This window comes from Stenotrophomonas muris, from assembly GCF_052751275.1.
In genome coordinates, this window is sequence record NZ_CP199879.1 from 3,860,268 (window position 1) to 3,884,881 (window position 24,614).

23 protein-coding genes are annotated in these 24,614 nt (G+C 68.2%); 17 read left to right on the forward strand and 6 right to left on the reverse strand.

The window, feature by feature from the left end:
- Positions 1–63: 63 nt before the first annotated feature.
- From ACUVWL_RS17885 to ACUVWL_RS17925, 9 genes are all read left to right on the forward strand, one after another.
- The gene (locus tag ACUVWL_RS17885) at positions 64–663 is read left to right on the forward strand and encodes a 4'-phosphopantetheinyl transferase family protein (protein WP_111205383.1); all 600 of its coding nucleotides are present in this window, start codon (positions 64–66) and stop codon (positions 661–663) included.
- A 39-nt stretch (positions 664–702) separates the two neighbouring features.
- A complete protein-coding gene (gene rsmG, locus ACUVWL_RS17890) occupies positions 703–1,341 on the forward strand; it encodes a 16S rRNA (guanine(527)-N(7))-methyltransferase RsmG (protein ID WP_014648885.1) in 639 nt (212 codons plus the stop codon).
- Positions 1,342–1,453: 112 nt separating this feature from the next.
- The gene (locus tag ACUVWL_RS17895) at positions 1,454–2,251 is read left to right on the forward strand and encodes a ParA family protein (protein ID WP_014648884.1); all 798 of its coding nucleotides are present in this window, start codon (positions 1,454–1,456) and stop codon (positions 2,249–2,251) included.
- Positions 2,251–3,174, forward strand: coding sequence for a ParB/RepB/Spo0J family partition protein (locus tag ACUVWL_RS17900; RefSeq protein WP_014648883.1), 924 nt, complete (start codon positions 2,251–2,253; stop codon positions 3,172–3,174). The genes ACUVWL_RS17895 and ACUVWL_RS17900 overlap by 1 nt, the downstream gene beginning before the upstream one ends.
- Before the next feature lie 126 nt (positions 3,175–3,300).
- Complete coding sequence (locus ACUVWL_RS17905) at positions 3,301–4,035, forward strand: suppressor of fused domain protein (RefSeq protein ID WP_049442094.1); 735 nt, start codon at positions 3,301–3,303, stop codon at positions 4,033–4,035.
- A gap of 45 nt (positions 4,036–4,080) precedes the next feature.
- Complete coding sequence (locus ACUVWL_RS17910) at positions 4,081–5,046, forward strand: NAD-dependent epimerase/dehydratase family protein (RefSeq protein ID WP_445978621.1); 966 nt, start codon at positions 4,081–4,083, stop codon at positions 5,044–5,046.
- A 90-nt stretch (positions 5,047–5,136) separates the two neighbouring features.
- On the forward strand, positions 5,137–5,859 hold the full coding sequence (locus ACUVWL_RS17915) for a glycosyltransferase family 2 protein (protein ID WP_005420380.1): 723 nt from the start codon (positions 5,137–5,139) through the stop codon (positions 5,857–5,859).
- Positions 5,859–6,206 (forward strand): lipid-A-disaccharide synthase N-terminal domain-containing protein, encoded by a 348-nt coding sequence (locus tag ACUVWL_RS17920; protein ID WP_014648879.1) that lies wholly within the window; start codon positions 5,859–5,861, stop codon positions 6,204–6,206. Before ACUVWL_RS17915 ends, ACUVWL_RS17920 begins: the two co-directional genes overlap by 1 nt.
- A gap of 213 nt (positions 6,207–6,419) precedes the next feature.
- The gene (locus ACUVWL_RS17925; protein WP_049442093.1) at positions 6,420–8,192 is read left to right on the forward strand and encodes a DUF885 domain-containing protein; all 1,773 of its coding nucleotides are present in this window, start codon (positions 6,420–6,422) and stop codon (positions 8,190–8,192) included.
- 95 nt (positions 8,193–8,287) lie between these two features.
- Here the strand turns inward: ACUVWL_RS17925 and ACUVWL_RS17930 are convergent, their stop codons facing one another.
- The 5 genes from ACUVWL_RS17930 to ACUVWL_RS17950 form a co-directional block, all read right to left on the reverse strand.
- Positions 8,288–11,497, reverse strand: coding sequence for an efflux RND transporter permease subunit (locus ACUVWL_RS17930; protein WP_049442091.1), 3,210 nt, complete (start codon positions 11,495–11,497; stop codon positions 8,288–8,290).
- A gap of 10 nt (positions 11,498–11,507) precedes the next feature.
- Positions 11,508–12,713, reverse strand: a complete 1,206-nt coding sequence (locus ACUVWL_RS17935; protein ID WP_126411526.1) for an efflux RND transporter periplasmic adaptor subunit — start codon at positions 12,711–12,713, stop codon at positions 11,508–11,510.
- Positions 12,710–13,963: a TolC family protein gene (locus ACUVWL_RS17940; RefSeq protein WP_049407169.1), complete on the reverse strand. Its 1,254-nt coding sequence runs from the start codon at positions 13,961–13,963 to the stop codon at positions 12,710–12,712. Before ACUVWL_RS17940 ends, ACUVWL_RS17935 begins: the two co-directional genes overlap by 4 nt.
- A gap of 56 nt (positions 13,964–14,019) precedes the next feature.
- Positions 14,020–14,352, reverse strand: a complete 333-nt coding sequence (locus ACUVWL_RS17945; protein WP_014648874.1) for a hypothetical protein — start codon at positions 14,350–14,352, stop codon at positions 14,020–14,022.
- Between the two features lie 241 nt (positions 14,353–14,593).
- Positions 14,594–14,983, reverse strand: coding sequence for a RidA family protein (locus tag ACUVWL_RS17950; RefSeq protein ID WP_445392024.1), 390 nt, complete (start codon positions 14,981–14,983; stop codon positions 14,594–14,596).
- Positions 14,984–15,091: 108 nt separating this feature from the next.
- On the opposite strand from ACUVWL_RS17950, the gene ACUVWL_RS17955 reads away from it, so the two are divergent.
- A complete protein-coding gene (locus ACUVWL_RS17955) occupies positions 15,092–15,985 on the forward strand; it encodes a LysR substrate-binding domain-containing protein (protein ID WP_445978622.1) in 894 nt (297 codons plus the stop codon).
- A 146-nt stretch (positions 15,986–16,131) separates the two neighbouring features.
- Positions 16,132–16,641, forward strand: coding sequence for a DNA polymerase III subunit epsilon (gene dnaQ / locus ACUVWL_RS17960; protein ID WP_049407177.1), 510 nt, complete (start codon positions 16,132–16,134; stop codon positions 16,639–16,641).
- Positions 16,642–16,654: 13 nt separating this feature from the next.
- Here dnaQ and ACUVWL_RS17965 read toward each other — a convergent pair whose 3' ends face one another.
- Positions 16,655–17,869 (reverse strand): glycosyltransferase, encoded by a 1,215-nt coding sequence (locus ACUVWL_RS17965; RefSeq protein ID WP_049442086.1) that lies wholly within the window; start codon positions 17,867–17,869, stop codon positions 16,655–16,657.
- 280 nt (positions 17,870–18,149) lie between these two features.
- Here ACUVWL_RS17965 and rpmB point away from each other — a divergent pair, with 280 nt between their 5' ends.
- From rpmB to uvrD, 6 genes are all read left to right on the forward strand, one after another.
- Positions 18,150–18,386, forward strand: coding sequence for a 50S ribosomal protein L28 (rpmB, locus tag ACUVWL_RS17970; protein WP_005411638.1), 237 nt, complete (start codon positions 18,150–18,152; stop codon positions 18,384–18,386).
- A gap of 10 nt (positions 18,387–18,396) precedes the next feature.
- Positions 18,397–18,564: a 50S ribosomal protein L33 gene (rpmG, locus tag ACUVWL_RS17975; protein ID WP_169411268.1), complete on the forward strand. Its 168-nt coding sequence runs from the start codon at positions 18,397–18,399 to the stop codon at positions 18,562–18,564.
- Between the two features lie 517 nt (positions 18,565–19,081).
- Positions 19,082–19,330, forward strand: coding sequence for a hypothetical protein (locus ACUVWL_RS17980; protein ID WP_126411524.1), 249 nt, complete (start codon positions 19,082–19,084; stop codon positions 19,328–19,330).
- A gap of 125 nt (positions 19,331–19,455) precedes the next feature.
- Positions 19,456–20,874: a cardiolipin synthase gene (gene cls / locus ACUVWL_RS17985; protein ID WP_014648869.1), complete on the forward strand. Its 1,419-nt coding sequence runs from the start codon at positions 19,456–19,458 to the stop codon at positions 20,872–20,874.
- A gap of 45 nt (positions 20,875–20,919) precedes the next feature.
- On the forward strand, positions 20,920–22,341 hold the full coding sequence (locus ACUVWL_RS17990; RefSeq protein WP_445978623.1) for an FAD/NAD(P)-binding protein: 1,422 nt from the start codon (positions 20,920–20,922) through the stop codon (positions 22,339–22,341).
- A gap of 9 nt (positions 22,342–22,350) precedes the next feature.
- On the forward strand, positions 22,351–24,543 hold the full coding sequence (gene uvrD, locus ACUVWL_RS17995) for a DNA helicase II (RefSeq protein WP_445392020.1): 2,193 nt from the start codon (positions 22,351–22,353) through the stop codon (positions 24,541–24,543).
- The last annotated feature ends 71 nt before the right edge of the window (positions 24,544–24,614 follow it).

Here is a 24,614-nt window from a genome sequence, read left to right on the forward strand (position 1 = left end):
CTGTGACCAGTTGACGCGCAGGGCTGTGAACCCGTCGTGGAATTGCGTGATGGGCGTGTGCGGATGAGCCTGCCAGCCACCCTCGATGGCCCGTGGCGCTTCGGTCCGGTGACGGTCTGGCGGCGCCCGCATGTGCCGGGCCAGCGTGGTGAACCGCAGGCGCGGCAGGTGCTGGCACAGGCATTGGGCGCCGACCCGCAGACGCTGCCGCTGGTCCGTGATGACAAGGGCCGGCCGGAACTGAGCGGCCCGTTGGCCCACTACGGCACCGGCTGGAGCCACAGCGGCGAGGTGCTGCTGGTGGCGCTGGGCGAAGGCGTGCGGCTGGGCGTGGACCTGGAGCTGCTGCGGCCGCGACCGCGCCTGCTGGAGATCGTGCGGCGCTTCTTCCACCCACAGGAGGTGGCCTGGCTGGAACGCCTGGATGAGGCCGGGCGCGAGCACTGGTTCTTCCGCGTGTGGTGCGCCAAGGAAGCGATGCTGAAGGCGCACGGGCAGGGCATCTCGTTCGGCCTGCACCGCCTGCAGCTGGCGCCCGGGCCCGATGGCGCCCTGCACCTGCGCTGGTGCGACCCGGAACTGGGCGAGGCCGCGCGCTGGCACCTGCACGAGTGGCAGGCCAGCGGCCAGTTCCGCGCTGCATTGGCCTGGTATCCACACTGAAGCGGGGAATCGGCGCGCAAAACCGGCGATAATGCCGGCATGAGCGAACACCCACTTCCCGCCAGCGTGTCTGCCACGCTGGAACAGGGCCTGGCCAGCATGGGCCTGGACGCCGCGCTGGCGCCGCCGTTGCTGCGCTACCTGGCCCTGCTGCACCGCTGGAACGGCACCTACAACCTCACCGCCATCCGCGACCCGCAGGAGATGGTCACCCGCCACCTGCTCGACTCGCTGGCGATGCAGCCGTTCGTGGCCGACGGCAGCCTGGCCGACCTTGGCACCGGCCCCGGGCTGCCCGGCATCCCGCTGGCGATCGCCTGCCCGGGCCTGCAGGTCACCCTGGTCGAGAGCAACGGCAAGAAGGCGCGCTTCATGCGCGAAGCCGTGCGCCAGCTCGGCCTGGGCAACGCCCGCGTGGCCGAGTCGCGCGCCGAGGCGCTGGACGAGGCCGGCCGCTATGACCAGCTGACCGCGCGCGCGATGGACACCCTGGCCGGCATCGTCCGCGTCGGTGGCCACCTGCTGCGCCCCGGCGGCGTGTTGCTGGCCATGAAGGGCGTCTACCCGCATGAGGAGATCGCGGACCTGCCGGCGGGCTGGCAGGTGCGCGAGGTGACCCCGTTGAGCGTGCCCGGCCTGGCCGGCGAACGCCACCTGGTCACTGTTACAGGCCCCTGATTCCCGCCGCCAGCCCCTTGTGGAACAACGGGTTGGCGATCCACGATTTCCGCAAGGGGCCGGTTGTACGCATAATGACCGGTCCCAGCACACGTCGACGAGGCACACCCGCATGGCCCGCATCATCGCCATCGCCAACCAGAAGGGTGGCGTCGGCAAGACCACGACCGCCGTCAACCTGGCCGCTTCCCTGGCCAACGCACCCAAGCGCGTGCTGTTGGTCGACCTGGATTCGCAGGGCAACGCGACCATGGGCAGTGGCGTGGACAAACGCGAGCTGGCCGCCTCCACCTGTGACCTGCTGCTCGGCGAGAACAGCGCTGCCGATGTACGCGTGCAGACTGCCGAGGGTTACGACCTGCTGCCCGGCAATATCGACCTGACCGCCGCCGAGATCCAGCTGATGGGCCAGAGCGAGCGCGAGCAGCGCCTGAAGCGCGCGCTGGCGCCGATCCGCGACGAGTACGACTACATCCTGATCGACTGCCCGCCGGCGCTGTCGCTGCTGACGCTCAACGCGCTGGCCGCCGCCGACTCGGTGATCGTGCCGATGCAGTGCGAGTACTACGCGCTGGAAGGCCTGAGCGCGCTGGTGGAAACCATCGAAGCGCTGCGCACCAGCCTGAACCCGGCGCTGGAGATCGAAGGCGTGCTGCGCACCATGTTCGACGTGCGCAACAACCTGGCCAACGCAGTGTCGGCCGAGCTCACCGAGCACTTCGGCGACCGCGTGTTCCGCACCATCGTGCCGCGCAACGTGCGCCTGGCCGAGGCACCCAGCCATGGCCAGAGCATCGTCGGCTACGACCGCGCCTCGCGCGGTGGCGTGGCCTACCTGGGCCTGGCCGGCGAGATCATCCGCCGCAACAACGAACGCAACAAGGCCGGCAAGGCCGTGGAGATCGTCTGATGACCAGCAGCAAGCCGGCAGCCAAGAAGCGAGGCCTCGGCCGTGGCCTGGATGCGCTGTTGGGCCCGAAAGGCGCGGTCAGCCAGGTGCAGGCCACCACCGCGGTGATCGAGCCGCTGCCGGGTGAAGTGCTGCGCAAGTTGCCGGTCGGCCAGCTGCAGCCGGGCAAGTACCAGCCGCGCCGCGAGATGGACGAGGGCAAGCTGTCCGAGCTGGCCGACTCGATCAAGTCGCAGGGCGTGATCCAGCCGATCCTGGTGCGCCAGCTGCCGGCAGGCAACTACGAAATCGTCGCCGGTGAACGCCGTTGGCGCGCATCGCAGCTGGCCGGCCTGGACGAAGTGCCGGTGGTGGTGCGCGAGCTGGAAGACCGCACCGTCATCGCGATGGCGCTGATCGAGAACATCCAGCGCGAAGACCTCAACCCGCTTGAAGAAGCCGAGGCGCTGCAGCGCCTGATCAGCGAGTTCACCCTGACCCATGCCGAGGCCGCCGAGGCCGTCGGCCGCTCGCGCGCGGCGGTGTCCAACCTGCTGCGCCTGCTGGAGCTGCCGGTGGCGATCCGCCTGCTGCTGGAAACCCGCCGCCTGGAAATGGGCCACGCCCGCGCGCTGCTGACCCTGGCTCCCGAGCTGGCCGGCAAGCTGGCCCAGGAAGCAGCCGATGAAGGCTGGTCGGTGCGCGAGGTCGAGCGCCGTGCGCAGGCCTTCGCCGCCGGCAAGGTGCCGAGCAACCGCCCGGCGGCCACGCCGAAGGTGCAGCAGGCTGATATCGCCTCGCTGGAGACCGAACTGTCCGAAGCATTGGGCGCCAAGGTGGCGATCAATCATGGCCGCGGTGGCAAGGGCAAGCTGATCATCCACTACACCGACCTGGATACCCTGGACGGCGTGCTGGAAAAGCTGCGCACGCGCCAGGGCTGAGCCCGGCGCAGTGACAGTGGCGCGGCCCGTTCCTGCCGTGTCCCGCCAATGACAGGGAACGTACCGCCGCGCGCGCCGAGGGAATGCACTGCCTTCCGGTCCGTGGCCTCATCCAGGGAGCAGGACATGAGCAACGAATACGAGGACGTCAGCCCGGACGGCACCCAGATACTGGTACATCGCCGCGAAAAGGACTTCGTGCTCGCCACCGGCGAAGAACGCCACATCGAGGCGATCAGCGCCCACCTCGAACGCCATCTGGGCCCGGTATCCGGTGTCTTCCACGAGATCATCTCCGACCTGGTGCACATCGACGTGCACGTGGTGCCGGCCAATGACCACTGCCCTTACCTGCGCCTGGTCACCTCCGGCATGAGCGACCTGCCGATGACCGTGCCCGCCGAGGTGGACGCGGACGTGCCGCGCTACATGGAACTGATGGTGACCCTGCCGGCGGACTGGCCCATCTCCCAGGACGCCTTCGAGGACGAGCGCAATTACTGGCCGGTGCGCCTGCTGAAGGGCATGGCGCGGTTGCCGCACGAGTACGACACCTGGCTGGGCTTCGGCCACACCATTCCCAACGGCCATCCCAGCGAGCCCTATGCGCCGGGCGTGGGCTTCGACGGCGCCATCGTGCTGACGCCGGTAACCACCCCGGAGGACTTTGCCACGCTGGAACTGGACGACGGCAAGACCATCAGCTTCATGAGCCTGGTCCCGCTGTACCCCGAAGAGATGGACCTGAAGCTGAGGAAGGGCGCCGAGGCGCTGCTCGACCGCTTCGACGCGAAGAAGATCCAGGATGTAATCGAACCCGGCCGCACCAACGTGGCGAAGAAGCGTTTCGGTTTGTTCTGAGACCGGTAACATCAGGGGCCTGAACTTCGTTTCCAGGCCCCTGCCATGACCATCCTGCTCACCGGCGCTGCCGGCTTCATCGGTGCCTACACCGCCCGCGCACTGCTGGAGGCCGGCCAGGCCGTGGTCGGCCTGGACAACTTCAACGATTACTACGACCCGCAGATCAAGCGCGACCGCGTGGCCGCGCTGTGCCCGTCGCTGGACCTGCGCGTGCTGGACCTGACCGACCGCGAGGGCCTGGCTGCGCTGTTCGATGAAGTGCAGCCGACGGCGGTGATCCATCTGGCCGCCCAGGCCGGCGTGCGCTATTCGCTGGAAAACCCGCACGCCTACGTCGACAGCAACCTGGTCGGCTTCGTCAACATGCTCGAACTGTGCCGCCACCGCGGCGTGCAGCACCTGGTGTATGCCTCCAGCAGCTCGGTCTACGGCGATTCGGCCACGCCGCCGTTCTCCGAGGACCAGCGCGTAGACCAGCCGCGTTCGCTGTACGCGGCGACCAAGGCGGCCAATGAGCTGATGGCCCATACCTACGCGCAGCTGTACGGCCTGCATGCCACCGGCCTGCGCTTCTTCACCGTGTATGGCCCGTGGGGCCGGCCGGACATGGCACCGCTGCTGTTCTCCCGCGCGGTGCTGGCCGGGCGGCCGATCGACGTGTTCAACGAAGGCCGCATGCAGCGCGATTTCACACATGTCTCCGACATTGTGTCCGGTATCCTCGGCGCCCTCGCGCATCCGGCCGACGGCCCGGTGCCGCACCGGGTGTTCAACCTCGGCAACCATACGCCGGTCGAGCTGGAGCGCTTCATCAGCGTGATCGAGCAGGCCGCCGGCCGCCCCGCGCAGAAGGTGTACAAGCCCATGCAGCCCGGCGACATGGTGCGCACGATGGCCGATACCCGGCGCGCACATGACGCTTTCGGCTTCGATGCGGTGACCCCGATCGAAGAAGGCCTGCCGCCTGTGGTGCAGTGGTGCCGCGAGTATTTTGGCGATCGCGCCTGAGGATGGATCCTCACGCCGCGGGGTTCATCTTCGGATAACCTCGGCAGCGGAGAATGCGCGGTCTTTGTCCCCCCTTTGGCCGAGTGCCTTATGAGCCAACCCGAGCTTTCCGTTGTCGTCCCGGTATTCAACGAGCGCGACAATGTCGCCCCGCTGGTCGCCGAAATCACCGCCGCGCTGCGTGGCCGGCTGCCGTTCGAAATCGTCTACATCGACGATCACTCGCGCGATGACACCCTGGCGGTGCTGCAGGGACTGAAGGCGACCACCCCGGAACTGCGCGTGCTGCACCATGTGAACCAGAGCGGGCAGAGCACCGCGGTGCGCACCGGCGTCAAGCACGCGCGCGCGCCGTGGATCGCGACCCTGGATGGCGATGGCCAGAACGATCCGGCCGATATCCCCAAGCTGCTCGCCGCACGCGACGCCGCCGAGGCGCAGGTGAAGCTGTTCGCCGGCTGGCGCGTCAACCGCCAGGACAGCGGCAGCAAGCGCTGGGCCAGCAAATGGGCCAACGCCATCCGTGCACGCATGCTGCGCGACGATACGCCCGATACCGGCTGCGGCATCAAGCTGTTCGAACGCAGCGCGTTCCTCGACCTGCCGTACTTCGACCACATGCACCGCTACCTGCCGGCGCTGATGCAGCGCGCCGGCTGGAAGACCACCAGCGTGCCGGTCAACCACCGCCACCGTACCGCTGGCGTGTCCAAGTACAACAACCTCGGCCGCGCGCTGGTCGGCATCCGCGACCTGCGTGGCGTGGCCTGGCTGATCACCCGCAGCAAGCGCACCGCGGTGGAGGAGCGCTGATGGATCTGGAGCTGCATTGGCTCGACCAGCCGCTGACCTGGCTGTACTGGACCGGCCTGCACGTGACCGGCTGGAAGCTGATCGGCTATACCGGCGCGCTGATGTTCGGCGGCCGCTGGCTGGTCCAGTTCGTCGCGTCCAAGCGCGCCGGCAAGCCGGTGATCCCGCGCCTGTTCTGGTACATGAGCGTGCTCGGCAGCCTGATGACGCTGAGCTACTTCCTGTTCTCGGCCAAGCAGGACTCGGTGGGCGTGCTGCAGAACCTGTTCCCGGCGTTCACCGCGCTGTACAGCCTGCACCTGGACATCAAGCACCGCGGCTGGAAGCGCGACAAGGCCAGCCACTGAGGCCCCGGGGGTCGGATCCCTTTCCATGGGAAAGGGCTCTGACCCCGTCCGGATCACCCTGTCCGGATCCGCGGCGCATCCACGCATGACGTGGGTCTACTGCGTACCTGGCTACCGGGGCCCCGGTCTGCTGCGCAGGCAGGACCTTCGTCCCATGCCACGGGCGATGGGCGGTGCCATGATCGGGGTCTGCCTTCCCGGGAACCTGTGCTCGTGAAAACCCGTCTTGCCGTTGCCCTGCTGATCGCCCTGTCCGCCCCTGCCGTGGCCCTGGCCGCGCCGCCCGCCACCGCCGCACCGTCCGGCGTGGCCACTGAATCGCCCGCCGACGCCGCCTTCCGCGCGCTGTACGAGAAGGAATGGAAGTGGCGCCAGCAGGGCGGTGGCGAGGCCAGCGAGGACGAGGACGCCCCGGCCAACGCCACCCGCATGCCCGACGTCGGCCCGGCCGCGCAGCAGGCGCGCCTGAAGGTGTGGGATGAGACCCTGGCCGCGCTGAAGAAGATCGACCCGAAGACCCTGTCGGCCGACAACCAGGTCAACTACGCGATCTACCACGACCAGGTGTTCAACCTGGCCGAAGAGACGCGCCTGCGCGGCTACGAGATGCCGTTCAACGCCGATTCCTCGTTCTGGTCCAACCTGTCCTTCATGGCCCGGCGCGAGATGAAGACCGTGCAGGACTACCAGAACTACATCGCACGCCTGAATGATGTACCGCGCTACTTCGGCCAGCAGACCGAGAACATGCGCGCCGGCCTGAAGCGTGGTTTCAGCGTGCCGCGCGCGGTGCTCGATGGCCGCGAAGTGTCCATCGCCACCGTCGCCGAGCTGAAGGACCCGACCGAGTCGCCGCTGTACGCGCCGTTCAAGAAGCTGCCCACCACCATCCCGGCCGCCGAGCAGGCCAGGCTGCAGGCGCAGGCGCGCGAAGCAATCAGCGGCAAGGTGGTGCCGGCGTTCCAGCAGCTGCGCACCTTCTTCGTCAACGAGTACGTGCCGCAGGCGCGTACCACCCTGGCCGCCGAAGCGATGCCCGATGGCAAGGCGTACTACCGGCAGCAGATCCACGAGTACACCACGCTGGACCTGTCGCCGGACGAGATCCACCGCATCGGCCTGGATGAGGTCGCGCGCATCCAGAAGGAAATGAACGACATCATCAAGCAGGTGAAGTTCAAGGGCAGCTTTGCCGAGTTCCTGACCTTCCTGCGTACCGATCCGCAGTTCTATGCAAAGACACCGGAAGAGCTGCTGTCGCGTGCCGCGTGGATCTCCAAGCGGGCGGATGGCCAGCTGGGCAAGTACATGACGTTGCCGCGCGCGCGCTTCACCATCGTGCCGGTGCCGCCGGACATCGCACCGTTCTGGACGGCCGGCCGCGGTGGCATGGGCACCTACTGGCTCAACACCTACAACCTGCCGTCGCGCCCGCTGTACAACCTGCCGGCGCTGACCCTGCATGAATCCGATCCGGGCCACTCGCTGCAGGGCGCGATCGCCGCCGAGCAGAAGAACCTGCCGGAGTTCCGCCGCAACGCCTACATCTCCGCCTATGGCGAAGGCTGGGCGCTGTACTGCGAGAAGCTGGGCGTGGAGATGGGCATCTACGAAACCCCATACGAGGATTTCGGCCGCCTGACCTACGAGATGTGGCGCGCGGCGCGCCTGGTGATCGACACCGGCGTGCACAGCAAGGGCTGGACCCGCGAGCAGGCGTTGGCCTACCTGCGTGACCACACCGCGCTGAGCGAGCATGAAGTGACCACCGAGGTGGACCGCTACATCTCCTGGCCTGGCCAGGCGCTGAGCTACAAGCTGGGCGAGATCGCCATCGTGCGCCTGCGTGCGCAGGCCGAGAAGGAGCTGGGCGACAAGTTCGACATCAAGGGCTTCCACGACACCCTGCTCAAGCAGGGCTCGGTGCCGCTGCCGGTGTTGGAACAGCAGATCCAGGCCTACATCGCCGAGCGCAAGAAGGCCTGACCGTGCAAGGGTAGTGCCGGCCGCTGGCCGGCAACCCGACCCGGTCACGGGGTCGGATCCCTTTCCTGTGGAAAGGGCTCCGACCCCCTCTCGCCTCACCCCACCGGCCGCGGCTTGGCCACCCGTGCTGCGAAGGTCGGCAGCACCAGCAGGGTCAGCACGGTGGCGGTGATCAGGCCACCGATCACCACCGTGGCCAGCGGCTTCTGCACCTCCGCACCGGAACCGCTGGCAATCGCCATCGGGATGAAGCCGACGATCGCCACCAGCGCCGTGGTCAGCACCGCGCGGATGCGGCTGGAGGCACCGTTGATCGCCGCCTGCAGCGGCAGGTCGCCGGCATCCAGGCGTTCGCGGATCGCCTGCATCAGCACCAGGCCGTTCAACGTGGCCACGCCGGAGACGGCGATGAAGCCAACTGCCGCCGATACCGAGAACGGCATGCCTCGCAGCAGCAGCGCGAGGATGCCACCGACCAGCGCCAACGGCACGCAGCTGAACACCAGAATGGCTTCCTTGCCGCTGCGCAGGGCCATGAACAGCAGGCTGCCGATCAGCAGGAACACCACCGGCACCACGGTTGCCAACCGCTTCTCCGCGCGCTGCAGGTTCTCGAACTGACCGCCCCAGGTCAGGTAGGCGCCCGGCGGCAGCGCCACGTCGGCCACCGCAGCCTGCGCCTCGCCGACGAAGCCGCCCAGATCGCGACCGCGCACGTTGGCCTGCACCACCACGCGGCGGCTGCCGTTGTTGCGGCTGATCTGGTTCGGCCCTTCGCTCACGGTAATGCGCGCCACCGACGACAACGGAATCACGAGCCCCGATGGCGTGGCGATCGGCAGCGAGGCCAGCTGGTCCGGATCGTTGCGCGAGGCATCGTCCAGGCGCACCACCACGTTGAAGCGACGGTCGCCTTCGAAGATCTTGCCGGCCGTGGTACCGCCGATGCCGGTGGACAGCGCATCACTCACATCTGCAGCGCTCAACCCGTACTGTGCCGCCGCCACGTGGTCGATCGCCACGTTGAGCGTGGGCAGGCCGGAGATCTGTTCCACCCGCACGTCGGCCGCGCCATCCACCGCACGCAGCTTCAACGCCACCTGGTCGGCCACCTTCTGCAGCTGGCTGAAGTCATCACCGAAGATCATTACGGCCAGGTCGGTACGCACGCCGGAAATCAGTTCGTTGAAGCGCAGCTCGATCGGCTGGCTGAACTCGAAGCTGTTGCCCAGCTGCTGCCCGGCCAGTTTCTCGAAGCGCGCCACCAGTGCGTCCTTGGCCAGCGTCGGATCTGGCCAGTCCTTGCGTGGCTTCAACACGATCACGCTGTCGGAAATGTTGGTCGGCATCGGGTCGATCGCCGCCTCGGCGGTACCGGTGCGCGAGAACACGGTTTCCACTTCCGGCTGCTTGGCAATCGCCTTTTCCAGCGCCAGCTGCATTGCCAGTGACTGCTCCAGCGAGGTCGATGGCACGCGCAGGGCCTGCATCGCCACGTTGCCTTCATCCAGGGTCGGCATGAACTCGCGGCCCAGCAGCGAGAACGCGCCGATGCCCACCACCACCATCATCACCGCACCGGCCAGCACCGTGCGCGGGTGCGCCACGGCCTTGCGCACCACCGGTTCGATGCGCGCACGCAGCACGCGGATCAGCCTGGTTTCGTGCTCGCCGTCGTCCGCGTGCGCATCGCCGTCCTTCACCTTGGGCTCGCGCACCAGCAGCGCGGCCATCGCCGGCACGAAGGTGAAGGAAAACAGGAAGGCACCGACCAGGGCCAGCATGAACGTGGCCGCCATCGGGTGGAACGTCTTGCCCTCCACGCCCTCCAGCGTGAGGATCGGCGCGAACACCAGCAGGATGATCAGCTGGCCGAAGGCCGCAGGGCGCGCCATCTTAATGGCCGAATCGGCGGCTACGCGCAGGCGTTCCATCGCGGTCAGCGCACGGCCCAGTTCGGCGCGGCGCTGGCCCAGCATCAGCAGTGTCGACTCGACCACGATCACCGCACCGTCCACCAGGATGCCGAAGTCCAGCGCACCCAGGCTCATCAGGTTGCCACTGATGCCGAAGCGGTTCATGCCGATCACTGCGAACAGGAACGACAGCGGAATCACCAGCGCGGTGATCGTTGCCGCACGCAGGTTGCCCAGCAGCAGGAACAGCACCACCACCACCAGCAGCGCGCCCTCGGTGAGGTTCCTGGCGACGGTCTTGATGGTGGAATTGACCAGCACGCTGCGGTCCAGCACCGGTGCCGCCACGATGTCGGCCGGCAGTGACTTGTTTACCTGTTCCAGGCGCGCGGCCGCTGCCTGGGCCACGGTGCGGCTGTTGCCACCGGCAATCATCAGCGCGGTGCCCAGCACGGCTTCATGGCCGTTGCGGCTGGCCGCACCCAGCCGCGGCGCGCGGCTCAGTTCCACCGTGGCCACATCGGCTACGCGTACCACCACGCCATTGCGGGTCGCCACCGGGGCCTGTGCCAGGTCGTCGGTGGTCAGCGCCAGGCCGTCGGCACGTACCACCAGGCCCTCGCCGGCACGCTGTACGAAGCCGGCACCGGCCTGCACGTTGGAACGCTGCAGGGCAGTGACCAGGTCGGCCAGGCCGAGGCCATGCGCGGCCAGTCTGGCGCTGTCCGGATGCACGCCGTATTCCTTGACGTAGCCGCCAACCGTATCGACGCCGGCCAGCCCCGGGCTGGAACGCATCTGCGGCGCGATGATCCAGTCCTGCACGGTGCGCAGGTAGGTCGCACGTTCTTCGGGCGTACGCAGCAGGTTGCCTTCCGGTGTGCGGTAGACCTCGCCGGCCTGCCAGCCCGCTTCATCGGGTTTGGCCAGTTTGGCCGGATCGAACGCGGTGAAGTCCACCGTCCACATCAGCACCTCGCCAAGGCCGGTGGTGACCGGCGACAGCATCGGTGATGCACCATCGGGCAGGTCTTCCGATGCCTCGCGCATGCGTTCGGCCACCTGCTGGCGGGCGAAGTAGATGTCGGTGGCATCGGTGAAGATCGCGGTGACCTGCGAGAAACCATTGCGCGACAGCGAACGCGTGGTGGTCAGGCCGGGGATGCCGGCCAGCGCGGTTTCCAGCGGATAGGTCACCTGCCGCTCGATCTGCTCCGGTGTCAGCGCCGGTGCCACCGTGTTGATCTGTACCTGACGGTTGGTGATGTCCGGCACCGCGTCGATCGGCAGCTTGCCCAGCTGGAACAGGCCCACCGCGGCGATCAGTGCGGCCATGAACACCACCAGCCAGCGGTGGCGCACCGCTGTTTCAATGATCAGCTTGAACATGGTCGCCTCCTCAGTGGCCGTGCTCGGCTTCGCCCTTGGCCAGCTCGGCCTTGAGCAGGAAGGCATTGGCACCGACGATGCGCTCGCTGCCGGTCAGCCCAGCGAGGATCTCGATGCGGTCACCGGCACGGCGCCCGGCCAGGACCGGCTGCGCCTTGAAGCCACCTTCGACGGCGACAAACACCGCGCTGCTGCCATCAACCTTCTGCACTGCATCGGCCGGGACGCTGAGCGAGCCGTCCTGGCCTTCGGTGACCACCACGGCCGAGACCGGCGAACCGGCCGGCGGCAGCGACGCATCCACCGGCGTGGCACGGATCACCGCGACGCCGCCCTGCTGGCGCACATCGGCGGCCGAACCGGTGACGGTGGCGGTGAAGCTGCCACCCGGCACGCTCACTTCCAGCGTCATGCCGGGCGTGACCTGTGCGGCCAGCGCCGGCGGTGCGGTGAACACCAGCTCGTTCATTGTCGGGTCGGCGACATCGGCGACTGCACTGCCGGCGGCGACTACACCGCCCGGAGTGACCTGCACGTTGCCGACGATTCCGGCCACCGGGCTGGTGATGCGCACGCGGCCACTGGCATCGGGCGCACCGTTGGCAGCGGCCTGGGCCTGCGCGGCAGCGGCCTGGGCCTGTGCCGCCAGCGACCGTGCGCGCGAGGCTTCCATCTCCTGGCGGGCAACCACGCCCTGGTCGACCAGCGCCTTGTCGCGGCCATAGGCCAGGCGCGCGGCCTCGGCCTCGGCCGAGGCGGCCAGCGCATTGGCGCGGAACACCGCCGCTTCGCCGCTGACCACGATCGCCAGTGCCTGGTTCTGCTTCACCGCGGTGCCCGGTGCGACCAGCACGCGTTCGACGCGGCCGGTCACGGTCGAGGCCACCGAGGCGCGTGCACCGACCGACGGTTCGACCCGGCCGGACAGGCGCGTGGAGCTACCGCCACCACGACCGACCGCGACCACTTCGATACCGGACGCCTTGATCTGCTCAGGAGTCAGCTGCACGACACCCTCATCGCCATCGGCGGGCGCCTTTGCGGATTCGGCCTTGGCCTCCTTGCTGTCGGCGGCATGGCCGTGGCCATCGTCGGTGCCGGCCTTGGCCGCAGCCGGGTCTTCATTGGCAGGTGTCTGCGCGTTGCCGGCGCAGCCGGCCAGCAGCGCGGCCAGCAGCACGCCGCCGATCAGCGGGAAAGTACGGGAGAGCGTCATGGGACCTCCACAAAAGGTGCGCGCCCTTCAAGGCGGGCAAGATCGATTTCCGCGGCGACGCGCGACAGGCGCGCATCCACGGCGGTGCCGCGGGCGGCGATGAGGGCGCTGCGCGTGCTGCGCAGTTCCAGCTGCGAGATGCGCCCGGCGTCGAAGCCGATGCGGGCCAGGCGATACGCCTCTTCGGCGGCGACCACGCTTTCATCGGCGGCGCGGGTACGGCTGCCGGCGGCCTTCAAACCGGCCACCGCGGAGAGGCGTGCCGCCTCGCTGTCGCGGCGCTGCTGGTCCAGGCGTGCCTCGGCCGCGCGCTGGTCGGCATTGGCGGCGCGGATGCCCCCGCGGTTGCGGTCGAACAGCGGGATGCTGAGGCTGACCCCGAGGTTGTAGGCGCGCTCGCCCCCCTCGCGGAAGCGGGTCTGCGCGGCAGTGACGCTCAGGTCGGGCAGGGCGCGCTTGCGCTCCACGTCGACCAGCTTGCCCGCCGCATCCGCTTCGGCTTCGGCGATGCGCACCGCCAGCGCGGTATCGGTGGCACCGCGTGGCAACGGCGGCGCGCGGTCGAGCAGGCTGTCGCCGATCGACTGCACCGGCGCATCCAGCAGCGCGGCACCGGCCAGGCGGGCCAGCGCGGCATCGCGGAAGGCCTGCGCCTCATCCAGCGCGGCGCTGGCGTTGGCGACTTCGCTCTGCGCCTGCACGGCGCGCAGCTGCGGCTCGCGGCCCTGCTTGACCATCGCGTTGACCGCGTTGGCGTCAGCGCGGGTGAGGCTCAGTGCTTCTTCGGCCAGGGTGTAGCGGCGCAGTGCACTTTCCGCCTGTGCATAGACCACCGCCAGCTGGCTGGCCACGTCGCTGCGGCTTTGGGCACCACGCAGGTTGGCGGCCTGTGCCTCGGCACGGGCGGCACGGACACGCGCGCCACGCTGGCCCCAGACCTCCAGCGGCTGGGACAGGGTGAGCACGGTATCGGCCTTGCCCATGCCGCCATAGGAGCCGGTGCCCCAGGCGTTTTCGGCGGAGTAAGAGAGGGAAGGGTTGGGCAACGCACGGGCCTGGTCGGCGCGCGCGTCGGCGGCCTCGGCCAGCGCCGCACCGACGCGGGTGCCGGGCAGCTGGTCCAGGCGTTCAAGCAGGGTGTCGTAGGAAGGGGCGGCTTGCGCCATCACCGATGCCGCCGGGGCCAGGCCCAGCAACACGGCGACGACCCGCCCGGCCGCACGCAGCGGCCGACGTGTCAGGGTCGACATGAAGAATTTCCGGAGGTGAGGGGAACCGAAGCCCGCGAATGCGGGTCGCGCTCAACTCACGCCCGGGGAGGACGCGTCAGTTCATCCTGGGCGACCGCATAGGTCGCCGCGTCGCCGGCATTCATCCAGCGCGCCGGAAGCGGCGCACCGAAGGCGGCGAAGGTACTGGCCGGCAGGCTCAGATTGGAGTGGTGGCAGTGGTTGTGGCCACAGGCACCGACGTGCTTGCCGTCGGCATCGCCATCGGCATCCGGTGCGGACTCCACATGCACCGTGCTGGCATGCGGTTCCACCGTGCAGGCCAGCGCGTCGGCCACCGGCACGACCACGAATGCCGCCATCAGCAGCATCAGCAGGGTCGAACGGAGGTGGCGGGTGATCCAGCGCATGGACGGCAGGCTAGCAAGCGGTTTTCGCCGGATACAATATCAATGGACGCTTCGGGAATTCGTCGGAATCTCCCGTTCAGCTGGGCCGGGCGCGGGGTCGGATCCCTTTCCTCCGGAAAGGGCTCTGACCCCACCACACCGTTCGGGTGCGCCGCGCACATGTGCTCAGGTAGGTGTCGACCTTGGTCGACACGCTTTTCGACCCCACCGCGTTGCCGGCCAGCGGCCGGCACTACCCGTATCACGGCAGCTTCGCGATCACCTTGATCTCGAACTGGAACCCATACAGCCAGGTCACGCCGATACCGGTCAGGGTCGGGTGCGGCGCCTCGCCCCAATACTCCGGCACGATTGCCCAGGCCTTCTCAAAGTTCTTCTCTGGATCGACCAGGAACACGGTCACGTCGATCACGTCATCGAACGTGCAGCCGGCAGCAGCCAACACCGCATTGAGATTCTCGAAAGCGCGGCGCACCTGCGTTTCGAAGTCTGGCTCGGGCGAGCCGTCCTCACGGCTGCCGACCTGGCCGGAGACGAACAGGAAGCCATTGGATCGGATCGCCGGCGAGTAGCGGTTGCGCTCGTAAAGCGCCTGGCGGCCGACGGGGAAAACGACATCACGCTGTGACATGGGGAAGATCCCGTGGGAGAGAACGCCATCCTCCGCGCCAGTGCTGTCTGGATAAACCGCGATGATCGGCCTAGATTGATTGCCAATCCCAAACAATCTTGACCCGCCATGGACCGTTTCGAGGCAATGCGCGCCTTCGCCCGGGTGGTGGAAACCGGCAGCTTCACCCGCGCCGCGCAGACCCTTCAGATCAGCCGCACCACGGTCACCCAACTGGTGCAGCAGCTGGAGGCGCACCTGCGGCTGCGCCTGCTCAACCGCACCACGCGCCGGGTCAGTGTCACCGCTGACGGCGCGGCCTACTACCCGCGCATCGCCCGCCTGCTGGCCGAGCTGGAAGAGGTGGAAGGCGGGCTGGGTGACGCGGCCACCCAGCCGCGCGGGCGGCTGCGCGTGGATGTGCCCGGGCCGTACGCGCGGCTGCGGCTGGTGCCGGTGTTGCCGGATTTCCAGGCGCGCTACCCGGAGATGCAGCTGGACATCGGCGTGAGTGACCGCGAGGTCGATGTCATCGCTGACAACGTCGACTGCGTGATCCGGGGTGGCATCCCGGCCGACCCGGCACTGGTGGCGCGGCCGCTGGCGGCGCTGCCGATCGGCTTCCACGCCAGCCCGGGCTATGTGCAGCGTTTCGGGTTGCCGGCCGATCCGCGCGCGCTGGAAGGACCCGACCACCACATGGTCGGCTTCCTTAGTCCGCGCAGTGGCCGGGCGCGGGTATTCAGCACGCAGCGCGGCGATGAACGCATCGAAGTGCAGGGCCGCTATACGGTCGGCTTCGATGACGGCAACGCCTATCTGGCCGCTGCGTTGGCCGGGCTCGGCGTGGTGGCGCTGCCCAGCTACATGGCTGATCCGCACGTGGCGCGCGGCGAGCTGCTGCCGATGCTGCAGGACTGGCAGCTGCCGCCAATGCCGATGCACGTGATGTTCCCGCCGAACCGGCACATGAACCAGCGGCTGCGGGTGTTCATCGATTGGGTGGTGGAGGCGTTGGGTTGATCGCGCGCGCGCATCTGTAGAGCCGAGCCCACGCTCGGCTGCTTCTGGCATCACCAAGCCCGCGCTACGCGCGCCAGCCGAGCGTGGGCCCGGCTCTACCGGCATGCGAAAATCACCACAGCACGCAACAGGACACATCGCCACGCATGAGTCGCATCGTCGCACTGGATACCGAAACCACCGGCATCTCCCACCGCCTGGGGCACCGGGTGATCGAAATCGGTGCCGTCGAACTGATCGATGGCCAGCTCACCGGCCGCCAGTTCCACACCTACCTGCAGCCGCAGCGCAGGGTCGACTGGGGTGCACAGCGCGTGCATGGCATCAGTGATGCGATGCTGGTGGGCAAGCCACTGTTTTCCAGCAAGGCCGCCGAACTGCTGGACTTCCTGCGCGGCAGCGAGATGGTCGCGCACAACGCCACCTTCGATGTGGGCTTCCTGGACAACGAGCTGCGTCTGTCCGGTATTCCTGGCACGCTGGCCCAGCATTGCCGCATCACCTGCAGCCTGAAGCTGGCGCGCGGGCGCTGGCCCGGCCAGGGCAACAAGCTCGATGATGTGCTGCAGCGCCTGCGCATTCCCAGCCAGCGCGGCCTGCACGGCGCGCTCAAGGATGCCCATCTGCTGGCGCAGGTGATTTCGCACCTGCGCTGAGGCCTGGGCGCTGTTACACCGGCCGTAACCAGCGCTCGATCATCGCCACGCCACAGGCCACCCCGTCCTCATGGCCCATCGCCACGCCCAGGGCCGCCGCGCGTGCGCGTGTTGCGTCGGTTTCAACGAAGGTGATGGCTGCCGCCAGCGTTGCTGCATCCAGTCGCTTCGGTGACAACGGTGCCGGTGCCACGCCCAACCGATACAGGCGATCGGCCCAGAAGAACTGATCCGCGGCGAACGGCATCACCAGCGAGGGAATGCCGGCGCGGCAGGCCGAATGCGTGGTGCCGCTGCCACCATGGTGGATGGCGAGTGCGCAATGCGGGAACAGTGCTTCGTGTGGCGTCGGGCCGAGCACGAACACATCTGCTGGCAGCGCACCCGTCGGCAATCCGGCCCACCCTGGAAACAGCAGCACCCGGCGCGGTGCCAGCGCCTGCAGCAGGGCCGGCAGCACGCGCTCGCGATCGAATCCGGTCATGCTGCCAAAGCCCAGATAGACCGGCGGCGGCCCGGCATCGAGGAAGGCCTGCAGATCGGCTGGCGGCGTCCAGGGCGCATCAGGAAGCCGCCATTGGCCACAGGCGATGTGGTCGACCGGCCAGTCCGCCGGTGGCGGCAGCAGCTGCGGCGAGATGCCATAGAGCATCGGCAGGCCGGACCACAGCGCGCGACGCGGCGATTGCCCCAGTTGCTGGCGTGCCGCGTTGATCGGCCGACGGAACTGGCGCCAGATCAGGCCGTTGACCCACCCGTAGCTGGCCCGGTTCAACCAGCCCGGCGAGCGTCCGGGTGGCAGGAACGGAGAGCGGAAGGCTCGCGTCGGGGTCAGCGGAATCATGCCGGTGCCGATGACCGGCAGACCCCGACGTTCGCCCACGCTCATGCCGACAAGGGCCGCCAGTCCGCCGGTCAGAATCGCATCGCAGCCTTCGGCGGCGGCATCGGCCTGGCGCATCCAGCCGCTGACATGCTGCAGCGCCATCCGTGCCAGACCGGTACTGGCGGCGGCAACACCGTTGCCCCGCGAGACAAGGGCGACCACTTCGTCATGGATGTCACCCTCAAGGGCCGCGTGGGGCACATCCAGGGCCTGCGCGCTGCCCAGGGTGCCGCCATCGGCCAGCAGTGTCACCGCGTGGCCTGCGCTGATCAGCCCATGGCAGAGCATGGCCAGCGGACGCGTATCGCCTTCGGTTCCGTAGGTCAGGGCCAGCAGCCGCATGGAAAGCTCCGCAGTGATCCGGGCCAGTATGCCGGTTGGCGAAGTCCCCCCGCCCCGCCGGTCCAGTCCCCGCCTGTGGGTAACTTGCGCAAGTGTTTGAACCCGTGCATAATGCGCGGCTCGCTGTGTCCGGTTTTCTACCGGGCGGCGCCCCCGGGAGCACGTCCCCGGCCGCCCAACGCCAGCGTAACCCTTTGATTCTCTTGACGTGTGGTGGGCAACCATCGAGGCCGCCGTCGCCCGGGCTACGGGCTGACAACTACTACTATCGAGGTGCGCAATGTCCCGCGTATGCCAGGTTTCCGGCAAGCGAGTGCAGACGGGTAACAACGTCTCGCACGCCAACAACAAGACCCGTCGTCGTTTCCTGCCGAATCTGCACGAGCGCCGTTTCTGGGTGGCCAGCGAGAACCGCTGGGTCAAGCTTCGTGTTTCCGCGCATGCACTGCGCACCATCGACAAGAACGGCATCGATTCCGTTCTGGCTGAGCTGCGTGCGCGCGGCGAAAAGGTCTGAGGAGTAAAGCATCATGGCAGGCAAGCGCGATAAGGTCCGTATGATTTCCTCGGCCGGTACCGGCCACTTCTACACGACCGACAAGAACAAGAAGAACACCCCGGGGAAGATGGAATTCCTGAAGTACGATCCGGTCGTGCGCAAGCACGTCCTGTACAAGGAAGGCAAGATCAAGTAATCCGCACGGATTGCTGGTCCCCGCGAAGAAACCCGCCCTTGTGGCGGGTTTTTTCATGCCCTGCGTTTACCTGGTGGATACCGACCGTTCCGATGCTGCTGTGGTGGTGGTGGGTGCCGACCGTTGGTCGGCACTGGGCAGTCCCTGCGCACGCTGTCGCCAATGGCGCCATGCCTGGAGCGAAGGGCCGAATGCGATAAGTGATTGTTCCTACCGGTTCGGGCGCCTCGCACGGTTCAAATCGATTGGAACGACGGGCGTGGCCGTGCCCATGATGGTGAGCCGCTGCGGTTGCAGCGGTCGGGCTTGCAATCCCGTGAAGTCAATCAATCAGTAGACTCGCCCGCCGTCGCCGGAGATCCCTCCGGCGACGGTTGGTGACCTATCCGCCTCTATGGCGGACGGTGCGAGGGGGCCTTGCGCCCGCCGGTTCGTTTGCTGATTGATTGCTTCCCGGTATTGCAACCACGCATCGTCCGCCACCTTCACGGTGGCCAGATCCGTTGAAGGAGGTTGCATGAACACCCCATCACACCGGCAGGACCTGGAACTGGGCTGGCTGCGCCTGCAGCGCATGCTGCAAGGCATCGAGGGCATGGCGCTGCTGCTGTGCGACCACCATCTGGCACTGGCCAACGGCGCGCCGTCGCCGCTGCCGGAGGCGCAGCTGGAGCGGGCCGCACAGGCGATCGCCTGCATGGCGCTCAACGGCCGCCGCCATGCCGACGCGGTGCGGCGGCTGTGCGAGGTGCCGGTGCGGCATTGAGCCATCCTGTAGAGCCGAGCCCACGCTCGGCTGCTGTGCGGTCGGACCGGAAGGCCGTCGAGCGCGGCTCGACTCCACAAGGGCCGGTGGGCAGAATGGCCCATCACCTCCCGACGGGCGACACGATGCTGTTCGAGTGGTTGCTGGGTTCGTACCTGCTGCTGATCGACTGGCTGATCCGGCTGGTTGCACTGTGCTGGATCCCCACCCGCACCACGCCGGGGGCGGCGCGTAGCTGGCTGCTGCTGGTCGGCTTCGTGCCGCTGCTGGGCCTGCCGCTGTACCTGCTGTTCGGCCACCCATGGCTGTCGCGCGAGCGCATCCGCCGCCAGGCCGAGGCCTCGCAGGTCATCCGCGAGGAACAGGCGCTGCAGCATCGCCTGCGCTGGACACCGCAGCCGGACACCGCCAGCGCCGAGATCGTGCCGCTGGTGCAGCGCCAGGGCGACTTCATGCCGGTGCACGGCAACGCCGTCGATCTGCTGACCGACTACGACGAATCACTGCACACGCTGATCGCCGACATCGACCAGGCCGAAGACCGCGTGCACCTGCTGTACTACCTGATGTTCGACGACGCGGTGGGCGAGGCGATCGTCGAGGCCCTGCAGCGTGCGGCTGCACGTGGCGTGCAGTGCCGCGTGCTGCTCGACGCGGTGGGCGCCAAGCGCGGCCTGCGTGCCTATCGCAAGCGCCTGCAGGCGCGCGACATCGAAGTGCGCGCGATGCTGCCCGGTGGCCTGCGCTGGCGCCGCAGCGGGCGCATGGACCTGCGCAACCATCGCAAGATCGCGGTGATCGACAACGAAGTGGCCTATGTCGGTTCGCAGAACCTGGCCGGCCCGCAGTTCGTGCCTGGCCACCCGAACCGCGAGCTGGTGGCGCGCGTGCGCGGCCCGGCGGTGGCGCATCTGGAAGCGGTGTTCGCCAGCGACTGGTACATGGAAACCGGCCAGCGCCTGGACGTGATCGCCGATGTGCCCGAGTGCAGCGACGACATCGCCACACAGTTGCTGCCCAGCGGCCCCGCCTATCCCTACAGCAACGCACGCGATGCGGTGGCGGCGCTGATCCACCTGGCGCGGCGCCGGCTGGTGATGGTCACCCCGTATTTCGTGCCCGACGAAGCCACGCTCAGCGCCTTGCGCATTGCGGCCTTGTCCGGCGTGCAGGTGCAGCTGATCCTCTCGGCCAGCAACAACCAGCGGCTGACGTCGTGGGCGCAGGAGGCCTACTACGACGAGCTGCTGCGCTGTGGCGTGCGCATCGCGCTGTACGAGCCGCAGTTCCTGCATGCCAAGCACATGAGCGTGGACGAGGACATCGCCGTGCTCGGCTCGATCAACATGGACATCCGCTCGTTCGCGCTGAATGCCGAAATCGGCCTGGTCTGCTACGACCGCGCGCTGGTGCAGCAGCTGTGCGCGATCGAGGATGGCTACCTGCGCGAGTCGCGGCAGCTGGACCTGCAGCAGTGGCGCAGCCGTCCCACGTGGCGGCGCAGCCGCGAAGGCATCGCACGGCTGGCCGATGCGTTGATGTGAAACGGCGGCAACCGCCCGCTTCGGCAATCCGGCCCGTCATCGCCGATGGCCTACAATCGGCGCATGACTGATTCACCGCGTAATGGCGAACTGGACCTGGCAATCATCGGTGGTGGTGCGGCCGGGGTGCTGGTGGCGATCCAGGTGTTGCGCCAGGCCCAGGCGCCGCTGGCGCTGGCCATCTTCGAACCGGCTTCGCAGCTGGCGCAGGGCATCGCCTATGCCACGCCGTGGCCGGAGCACCTGCTGAACGTGCCGGCGGCGAAGATGAGTGCGTTTGCCGACCAGCCCGGCGACTTCCTCGACTACCTGATGGCCGCCAACGCCTACCCGGGCGAGGCGCGCGAGGTGCTGGGCGAGCGTTACGTGTGCCGCCACTACTTTGCAGCGTACCTGCAGCAGCGCCTGCAGGAGGCCGCCGCGGCCAGCCCGGCACAGCTGCAGGTGATCGTGCAGCCGGTACTGGGCCTGCAGCCGGATGACCACGGCTACCAGCTGGCACTCGGCGATGGCCAGACGCTGCACGCCGCACAGGCAGTGCTCGCCACCGGCAACAGCATGCGGCCGCTGCCGGTAGCCGGTGCCGAGGCACTGCCCGCCGATGACGTGATCGAGGCCTGGGACTACGACGGCATACGCACCCTGGCCGGTGAGCAGGCCGTGGCCATCGTCGGCTCCGGCCTGAGCATGGCCGACACCGTGCTGGCGCTGGTTGCTGCCGGCCACACCGGCCCGCTGCACGTGATCTCGCGCCATGGCCTGCTGCCGCTGCCGCATGCGCATGGCGGCCTGCCCGCGTTCGACCCGGCTGCGCTGCTGCCGATGAGCCTGCGCCAGCGCCTGCGCGCGTTGCGCGGGTTCGCGCGCCAGGCGCAGGCCGATGGTCTGCCGTGGCAGGGGGTAATGGACCGCATCCGTCCGCACGGGCAGGCACTGTGGTGCAGCCTCGACGCGGCCGACCAGCGCCGCTTCCTGCGCCATGTGGTGCGCTACTGGGACGTGCATCGCCACCGCATCGCCGAAGAGGTCGACGCACAGCTGCAGGCGCTGATCGAAAGCGGCCAACTGCGTATTCACCGGTCCCGCCTGCAACGCGTCGGCCGCGAAGGCGAAGCGCTGCGGCTTTCTGGCCGCGCTCCGTCTGGCAATGAACAGCACTGGACGATCGGCGGCGTGATCAACGCCACCGGCGTGGAAACCCGCGCCAGCGCGCTGCGCAATCCCTTGCTGCAGCAGCTGCAGAGCGATGGCCTGGCCCGCCCCGGCCCGCACGGGCTGGGTCTGGACAGCACGGTGCCGGGCGACCGCCTGCGTGCCGCCGGTGGCCAGCCGCAGGCGCGGCTGGGCGTACTCGGCAGCCTGCGCATCGGCAGCCTGTGGGAAAGCCTGGCGGTGCCTGAACTGCGTCAGCAGGCGCAGGCACTGGCCACCCAGGTGGTCGCAGGAGCCGCGACGGCGATGCCGTAAAATGGGGGTATGGATGTCTCCCACCTGCTTGATGGTCTGAACCCGGCCCAGCGCGAAGCCGTCTCCGCTCCCCCCGGCCACCACCTGGTGCTGGCCGGTGCCGGTTCCGGCAAGACCCGCGTACTCACCCACCGCATCGCCTGGCTGCATGAAGTCGATGGCGTGCCGACCCACGGCATTTTCGCGGTGACCTTCACCAACAAGGCGGCCGGCGAGATGCGCCACCGCATCGACGCACAGCTGCCCCATGGCAGCCGTGGCATGTGGATCGGTACCTTCCACGGCCTGGCCAACCGCCTGCTGCGCCTGCACTGGCAGGACGCGAAGCTGCCCGAAGGCTTCCAGGTGATGGATTCGGACGACCAGCTGCGGCTGGTCAAGCGCGTGGTGCAGGCGCTGGAGCTGGACGACGGCAAGTACCCACCCAAGCAGATCGCGTGGTGGATCAACGCGCAGAAGGACGAGGGCCGCCGCCCGCAGCACATCCAGCCCGAACCGCACGACGCGTGGCTGGAGACCATGCGCCAGGCCTACATCGAGTACCAGGCGCGCTGCGACCGCGCCGGCCTGGTCGACTTCGCCGAGCTGCTGCTGCGCGCGCACGAACTGCTGCGCGACAACCCGGCGCTGCTGTCGCACTACCGCGCCCGCTTCCGCGAGATCCTGGTGGACGAGTTCCAGGACACCAATGCCATCCAGTACGCCTTCGTGCGCGTGCTGGCCGGCGATTCCGGCCACGTGTTCGTGGTCGGCGACGACGACCAGGCCATCTACGGCTGGCGTGGTGCCAAGGTCGAGAACGTGCAGGGCTTCCTGCGCGATTTCCCGGGCGCGCAGACCATCCGCCTGGAGCAGAACTACCGCTCCACCGCCAACATCCTCGGCGCTGCCAACGCGGTGATCGCGCACAACCCGGATCGCATCGGCAAGCAGCTGTGGACCGACAGCGGTGACGGCGAGCCGATCGACCTGTACGCCGCGTACAACGAGATGGACGAGGCACGCTACATCGTCGAGCGTGCCCGCCAGTGGGTGCGCGACGGTGGCAGCTACACCGAAGTGGCCGTGCTCTACCGCAGCAACGCGCAGTCGCGCGCGCTGGAAGAAGCGCTGCTGAGCGAACAGGTGCCCTACCGCGTGTATGGCGGCATGCGCTTCTTCGAGCGTGCCGAAATCAAGGACGCGCTGGCCTACCTGCGCCTGCTGTCCAACCGCAACGATGACGCCGCGTTCGAGCGCGCGGTCAACACCCCCACCCGGGGCATCGGCGACCGCACGCTGGACGAAGTGCGCCGCGAGGCACGCGCGCAGGGCATCTCGTTGTGGGAAGCAACCATGCTGGTCACCCAGGGCAGTGCGCTGGCCGCACGCGCGCGCAATGCACTGGCCGGCTTCCTGGGGCTGGTCAACGAGCTGCAGGCGCAGACCGTGCACATGACCCTGGCCGAGCGCGTGGACCACGTGCTGGCCCGCTCGCAGCTGCGCGAGCACTGGAGCAAGGAAAGCCGCAACGCGCTGGACTCGGAGTCGCGCACCGACAACCTCGACGAACTGGTCTCGGTCGCCTCGCGCTTCGTGCGCCGGGCCGACGACATCGAGGAAGTGGGCGAGGACATGGACGAGCTGGTCGCGTTCCTGGCCTATGCCGCGCTGGAGGCCGGTGAGGGCCAGGCGCAGGCGGGCGAAGAGGGCGTGCAGCTGATGACCCTGCACTCGGCCAAGGGCCTGGAATTCCCGCTGGTGTTCCTGGCCGGCCTGGAAGAAGGCCTGTTCCCCAGCGCACGCTCGCTGGAGGAAAGCGGGCGGCTGGAAGAAGAGCGCCGCCTGGCCTATGTCGGCATCACCCGCGCGCGCCAGAAGCTGGTGCTGAGCTATGCCGAATCGCGCCGCATCCACGGCCAGGACAACTACAGCCTGCCGTCACGCTTCCTGCGCGAGATTCCGCGCGAACTGCTGCACGAAGTGCGCCCGAAGGTGCAGGTCTCGCGGCCGGCCTCCATGGGCGCCAGCCGGGTGATGGGCCATGCCTCGATCGAGGCGCCGCCGGTCAAGCTCGGCGCGCTGGTTACCCATCCCAAGTTCGGCGAAGGCATGGTGACCGACTACGAAGGCAGCGGCGCGCACGCCCGCGTGCAGGTCGAGTTTGCTGATGCCGGCAGCAAGTGGCTGGTGATGGCCTACGCCAACCTGACGGTGATCTGATCGCCGTCGAGGGGTCGGATCCCTCCCGCAGGGAGGGCTCTGACCCCATCGCGGAATGCACGTGGTTGGGG

Coding starts and splice junctions, on each gene's coding strand:
- ACUVWL_RS17955 (WP_445978622.1), top strand. CDS start 15,092: ATGGACCGTTTCGAGGCAATGCGCGCCTTCGCCCGGGTGGTGGAAACC.
- ACUVWL_RS17930 (WP_049442091.1), bottom strand. CDS start 11,497: ATGTTCAAGCTGATCATTGAAACAGCGGTGCGCCACCGCTGGCTGGTG.
- ACUVWL_RS17915 (WP_005420380.1), top strand. CDS start 5,137: ATGAGCCAACCCGAGCTTTCCGTTGTCGTCCCGGTATTCAACGAGCGC.
- ACUVWL_RS17940 (WP_049407169.1), bottom strand. CDS start 13,963: ATGTCGACCCTGACACGTCGGCCGCTGCGTGCGGCCGGGCGGGTCGTC.
- ACUVWL_RS17935 (WP_126411526.1), bottom strand. CDS start 12,713: ATGACGCTCTCCCGTACTTTCCCGCTGATCGGCGGCGTGCTGCTGGCC.
- ACUVWL_RS17990 (WP_445978623.1), top strand. CDS start 20,920: ATGGCCTACAATCGGCGCATGACTGATTCACCGCGTAATGGCGAACTG.
- ACUVWL_RS17980 (WP_126411524.1), top strand. CDS start 19,082: ATGAACACCCCATCACACCGGCAGGACCTGGAACTGGGCTGGCTGCGC.
- rpmB (WP_005411638.1), top strand. CDS start 18,150: ATGTCCCGCGTATGCCAGGTTTCCGGCAAGCGAGTGCAGACGGGTAAC.
- uvrD (WP_445392020.1), top strand. CDS start 22,351: ATGGATGTCTCCCACCTGCTTGATGGTCTGAACCCGGCCCAGCGCGAA.
- ACUVWL_RS17950 (WP_445392024.1), bottom strand. CDS start 14,983: ATGTCACAGCGTGATGTCGTTTTCCCCGTCGGCCGCCAGGCGCTTTAC.
- ACUVWL_RS17885 (WP_111205383.1), top strand. CDS start 64: ATGAGCCTGCCAGCCACCCTCGATGGCCCGTGGCGCTTCGGTCCGGTG.
- ACUVWL_RS17910 (WP_445978621.1), top strand. CDS start 4,081: ATGACCATCCTGCTCACCGGCGCTGCCGGCTTCATCGGTGCCTACACC.
- ACUVWL_RS17920 (WP_014648879.1), top strand. CDS start 5,859: ATGGATCTGGAGCTGCATTGGCTCGACCAGCCGCTGACCTGGCTGTAC.
- ACUVWL_RS17965 (WP_049442086.1), bottom strand. CDS start 17,869: ATGCGGCTGCTGGCCCTGACCTACGGAACCGAAGGCGATACGCGTCCG.
- dnaQ (WP_049407177.1), top strand. CDS start 16,132: ATGAGTCGCATCGTCGCACTGGATACCGAAACCACCGGCATCTCCCAC.
- cls (WP_014648869.1), top strand. CDS start 19,456: ATGCTGTTCGAGTGGTTGCTGGGTTCGTACCTGCTGCTGATCGACTGG.
- ACUVWL_RS17900 (WP_014648883.1), top strand. CDS start 2,251: ATGACCAGCAGCAAGCCGGCAGCCAAGAAGCGAGGCCTCGGCCGTGGC.
- ACUVWL_RS17895 (WP_014648884.1), top strand. CDS start 1,454: ATGGCCCGCATCATCGCCATCGCCAACCAGAAGGGTGGCGTCGGCAAG.
- ACUVWL_RS17945 (WP_014648874.1), bottom strand. CDS start 14,352: ATGCGCTGGATCACCCGCCACCTCCGTTCGACCCTGCTGATGCTGCTG.
- rsmG (WP_014648885.1), top strand. CDS start 703: ATGAGCGAACACCCACTTCCCGCCAGCGTGTCTGCCACGCTGGAACAG.
- ACUVWL_RS17905 (WP_049442094.1), top strand. CDS start 3,301: ATGAGCAACGAATACGAGGACGTCAGCCCGGACGGCACCCAGATACTG.